Annotated in this window: 3 protein-coding genes; all 3 read right to left on the reverse strand. The window is 73.3% G+C overall.

What is annotated here, in order from left to right:
• A partial coding sequence (locus tag GWI24_RS40350) for an SAV_2336 N-terminal domain-related protein (RefSeq protein WP_281791542.1) occupies positions 1-1,939 on the reverse strand: 1,939 nt, incomplete at its 3' end.
• The gene (locus GWI24_RS40355; protein WP_210950994.1) at positions 1,936-3,114 is read right to left on the reverse strand and encodes a MoxR family ATPase; all 1,179 of its coding nucleotides are present in this window, start codon (positions 3,112-3,114) and stop codon (positions 1,936-1,938) included. The genes GWI24_RS40355 and GWI24_RS40350, both read right to left, overlap by 4 nt.
• Positions 3,111-4,607, reverse strand: a complete 1,497-nt coding sequence (locus tag GWI24_RS40360; protein WP_210950995.1) for a hypothetical protein — start codon at positions 4,605-4,607, stop codon at positions 3,111-3,113. Before GWI24_RS40360 ends, GWI24_RS40355 begins: the two co-directional genes overlap by 4 nt.
• Positions 4,608-4,880: the final 273 nt, after the last annotated feature.

The raw sequence follows: 4,880 nt of genomic DNA on the forward strand, positions 1-4,880 counted from the left end.
CGTGGAGAGTGTCGAGCAACGTCTGCCGTCCGGTGAAGTTGTTGTTCCGGGGCGGTACATTTCCCCAAATGGACGGGGGTTCCCCGGGCTGGCGCTCCTCCACGGCGGGCAGGGACCGGGCAGCGGTCACGGACACGAATGTTCCTCTCAGATGCTCCCCCGCCGGGCCCGGCGAGCCGTGCGCCGGCGGGGATGGTGAATCGTCGGCCTGGGACAGCGGGTCTGTTCGGGGAGTCGTGGAGTCAGTCATGGCCGCAACCGCCTCGGAGACCACATATTTTCCCCTGTGTGATGCGTCTTCAACTGGATCGGGCGGGCTTTCCCCCGAGCGGGCGAGCGCCTGATGGGCCAGGACAAGGGCGCGAAAGGAGCGCGCACCTTCCAGGTAGGGCCCGGAAAGAGCCTGGTAGACCTGCTCCTGAAGGCGGATGTAGGGCAGCAGCCGCGCTGTCCTGGGAAGGTCCCCCACCGAGCCGGAGGGGTGGTTGAGCAGATCACGCAGCATCAGCAGCGGTTTCCAGCGGCGGCCCAGCCGGTCCAGGACGCTGCCGAGGATGTACAGCGACTCGTCCCGCATCCCGGCGGACAGCAGCAGTTCGCGCACCCCGTCGTGGAACTCGTAGCCGATACCCGTCTCGTCCAACGGGTCGGCGGTCCCCACCTTGCGCAGCAGCCCGCCCAGCAGGACCTCGGCCAGATCGCCGGGGCTGCCCTCCGGCTGGTGGATGCCCTGCACGAACTCCATCACGGGAATGTTCAACGGGGCCGCGGCCAGCCGGGACGCCAGCCGGAAGGCGCTCGGCGAGGCGGTGGCGCGGAACCGGAAGACGCGGTCCCAGGCGGTCGGTTCCGGTTCGGGATCCCAGCGCTCGGCGGGTACCCCGGGCAGCAGCGCCATCGTGTCCTCGCCGCGCGCCGACGGGCGGGCCACCAGCCGCGCCCAGTTGGCCATCCACCGCGCGTCCAGCTCCAGCACCGGGACCGGTGGCGCGTCGCCCGGCCAGGAGCCGCCGTCGGCCCGCCGCCAGGTGCCGTTGGGGGCGCCAGGTTCGGGGACCCGCACCCGCACGCGCTCCGGGGCCACCCCGGTGTGGTGCCAGCGGCCCTGGTGCAAGACGTGGAGCACCGCGACCGACGCGTGCCGCGCCCAGCCGGCCAGCGCGCGCTGGGCGCTCTCATCCGCCCAGGCCGCGCCGATGCCGTCGGTCAGTACCAGCACCGTCCGCTTGCCGCGCGGCGGCATCCCCGCCACCGGCGACCGGTCCTCGGCGGGTAACGGATGGTCGGTGTTCACCCGGTGCACCCGCACATCCCGGAAGGCGCCGGTGCGTCGCAACACACTGACCAGATGCGCGGCCGTCCGCCGCCACACCACCATCGAACTGCCGCAGTCCACCACCAGGACGGCGTCCATCCAGCGCTCGCGCACGGGCACCAGGTCGGGCACCCACAGCCCCTCGCGCGCCGCGCGCTCGGCCGTGGCCTCCTCGTCGACCTCCGTCTCGACCGGCGAGGGCGAGGTGCGCTTGAGCGGCCGCAGCGCCCGGGACAGGGCGCGCTCGGGCAGCGGCGGCCCGTCGGCGGACGGCCGGCGCACCGGTACGAAGGCCTCCGCTACGGTCGCCGGCTCCGCCTCGCCGGGCGGCGCGGAGACGCCGACCAGCTCCGCGGGGAGCGGCGGTTCCGACACCGCGGGCGCCGCCTCGGGGCCGGACGCGGGGCGCTCCCCCTGCCGGTCCCGCCGCGGCTCCTCCGACGGCTCGTCACCGGGCGGCGGGGCGTCCGCCTCCGGTGTCTCGGGGAGGCCGGGGTCCGGCGGTCCGGGGCCACGGTCCGTCTCGGCCTTGCAGACCGCCAGCCACAGGGCGTCGGCGAGCTGCCGCCAGTCGAGGTCCCGTGGGCCCGGCCCGGCGGACCTGCCGCCTGGGTGGTGTGTCATGTCGAGCCCGCTGCGCTGTCCAGCCGGTGCCAGACGGCCTGCAGTAGCTCCTCCCACTCGGGCCCCGGAACATGTGACCGGGACGTCACCAGATACACCGCGTTGAGCAACTGGTCGGCGGCGAGGCCGCCTTCGCGCTCGCTGCGCTCGAGGAACATCTGGATCAGCTCCCGCGCACGCGGATCGTCGGCCCGCCCCAGATGCGCGGCCACGATCGCGGCGAGCCGGTCCGCGTCCGGGTCGGGCAGCCGCAGCTGGAGACAGCGCCGCAGGAACGCGGGCGGGAACTCCCGCTCGCCGTTGCTGGTGATGACGACGACGGGGAAGGCGCGGCAGCGCACCCGCCCCGAGGCGATGACGGTACTGCGCTCCGGATCGTCGGTGAGGACCGATACGGCCGGGCGGCGTCTGCGGATGCGCACCAGCTCCGGGATGGAGTACTCGCCGGCCTCGAAGATGTCGAGGAGGTCATTGGGCAGATCGATATCGCTCTTGTCGAATTCGTCGATGAGCAGGACGCGCGGCAGGCGGTGCGGGAGCATCGCCGTGCCCAGCGGCCCGAGTTGGAGGAAGTCGCCGATGTCCTCCGGTCCGGGTTCGCGGCTGTCCCCCTCCGACGCCTGGCCGGCCGCGGCGGCGTGCACACGGCCGACGGCATCGTAGCCGTAAAGCCCGGACCGCAGGGTCGAACGGGTGGTGATCGGCCAGCGCAGCACCCGGCCCAGGCCCAACTCCCGGCTGATGCGGTACGCCAGCGTGGACTTGCCGGTGCCCGGGCGGCCGGTCACCAGAAGGGGACGCCTGAGGATCAGCGCCGCGTTGACGAGATCGGCCTCCTCCGGGTCGGAGCGCACACCCAGGGGAGTCGCGCCCAGCCGCCGGGCGGTGTCCTGCTCGTCCTCCGGCGGCGCCGGGGGCTCGGTCGGGGCGTCGTCCGCGTCCGATAACGCGCCGGACCGGCCGTTGTCCTCGACCGGGCAGGCCGAGACCCCGCCGAAGGCGCGCCACGGGGGCGGCGGCGGAAGGATCTCCTCCAGGCTCACATCGTGCAGCGGGCGCCCGGTGCCCTGGTAGACCCACCAGGGGCGCGGTATCCCGGACGGCGGGGCGGCCGAGGCGGAACCGGAATCCTGGTGGACCCGTCCGTTGTGGCGCCGCGCAGACTCTTCGCTCATCGACCACCCACCCCCTCGTCCGGCCCCGTCATGCGCCCTTGCGGTTCCACGAGACGGGTCGGGTCGTCCCAAACGAGCACCACATGCTGCCCCAGGTGATGCTCCCGCTCCGCGGAGTCGATCGTATGGGCGTCCAGACGTAACTCTGTCACGGCTTCGCGGAGCCGTGCCAGGTTCCCGCTGGCGTCGGCCTGTTTTTGTCTCAGCTGCTGGACGAAGCCGGGGTCCCGGGTCGCCCGGCCGTCCCAGGCGACCACCGGAATCCCGGCCCGCCAGGCGGTCAGCGCCTCCGAGGTGCCCTCGGGGGTGATGCCCGGGGGCGAGGTCAGGACCAGGGCGACCACCTGCGGATCGGCCTTGAGCCGGGCCAGCAGCGCGGTGGGGTCGCCGGAGCGCGGGCTGTCCGGGTCCTCGCCGTCCACGACGAGCTGCTTGGCGCGCTCGGGCTGCTGGTCGAAGCGGTTCCAGCGGCGCTTCCACTCCCGGTGCCAGCGCCTGGTCCGGCTGCGCTCCAGGCTCCGTACGACCACCGGATGGTCCATGTACAGCGGGATGGGCAGCTCGCTGTCGAGCTCCAGACGCCAGCGGTGGACCGGCAGATTCAGGTCATCCGGGCCGAGCATGAACTCGATGTGGATCGCCCGGGCGTCGTCCCACTCCTCGGCCGCCTGGTACACCAGCGTCTGGACCGCCCGCTCCGCGGTCTCCGCGGTGACCTGGGTGACCGGTCCGCGGACCGGATGCCAGCCGGTGGGGTCGTACTGGTGCCAGGACGAGAGCTCGTAAGCCCCGGCCTCCTCCTGCGGCAGCAGCCGGATCACCAGATAGGCGTCCACCGGACCGGCCGGGGCGGCATGCCCCACCTGCTGCCGCAGCGACCGCAGCTGGGGCGTCAGGCCCAGCTCCCGGGCCTGCTCATCGGCCCATTCGCGCAGCGCGTCGGCCCTCTGCAGCGGACGCGCCGCCGCCGCGAGGTACTCCACGAGGGCGAGCCCCGGCGGCAGCCCGCCCGGCTGCGCGTTCATCCGGCTGAGCACCTCGAAGGCGTGCCAGGGGCCGGTGACCGCGGGGACGTCCTGCAGCGGGCCCGCCGCCGCACGGCACAACTGGCCCAGCTGCTCGATCTCCAGCTCCTCCAGCAGCGACCGCAGCTTCGCGACGGCGGTCCCGGGCAGCGCCGGACGGGCCGTCATCTGCTCCATGACCGAGTCGAGCCGCTTGATCGCGTCCTCGTCCGCCGCCGCCATCACCGCGAGGGACGCGCGTAGCGCGTGCATGATCCGCACGTTTTCCAGGCATTCGCGGGCCAGCTCCACCAGGAAGTAGTCGGTCACCCGGTGGGCGCGCACGGGGACGCTGGTCATCTCCAGCTCCATGGCGACCAGATCCAGACACAGCGTGCGCAGATCCGGATCCGTCAGACAGCGGAACTCCTTCAACGCCGTGACGAGGTTGCCGACCGATTTCAGGCCACCTTCCCCCATGGCCGCCATGCCGTGCCCTCCCCCGAGGCCGCATCATCGGTCCCCGCCGCCGATGATCCCGCCGGAGACCCTGCCACACGCGGGTGCCACCCGCCCGGACTCCGGGACAACTTGTATGCCCCGGGAGCCTCTCGTGACACCCATGGCGAGTATGTCGGTGGCACCGTCCCCCGCGCCCGGGGCGGGGCCCCGCCGCGGCCGGGACACTTCCCGGCGGTGGACCGGGGAGCCCGCGCCCGCGGCGACCGCGAGGCGGAGGACCGTCCTCCTCAGGGGCCCACC

Origin of the sequence: Streptomyces sp. MK37H, assembly GCF_018035285.1 — a bacterium.
In the GTDB taxonomy this organism is placed as follows: Bacteria; Actinomycetota; Actinomycetes; order Streptomycetales; family Streptomycetaceae; genus Streptomyces; species Streptomyces endocoffeicus.

Excerpts from the sequence above, each read along its gene's own strand:
- GWI24_RS40360 (WP_210950995.1), bottom strand. The coding sequence starts at position 4,607 with ATGGCGGCCATGGGGGAAGGTGGCCTGAAATCGGTCGGCAACCTCGTC.
- GWI24_RS40355 (WP_210950994.1), bottom strand. The coding sequence starts at position 3,114 with ATGAGCGAAGAGTCTGCGCGGCGCCACAACGGACGGGTCCACCAGGAT.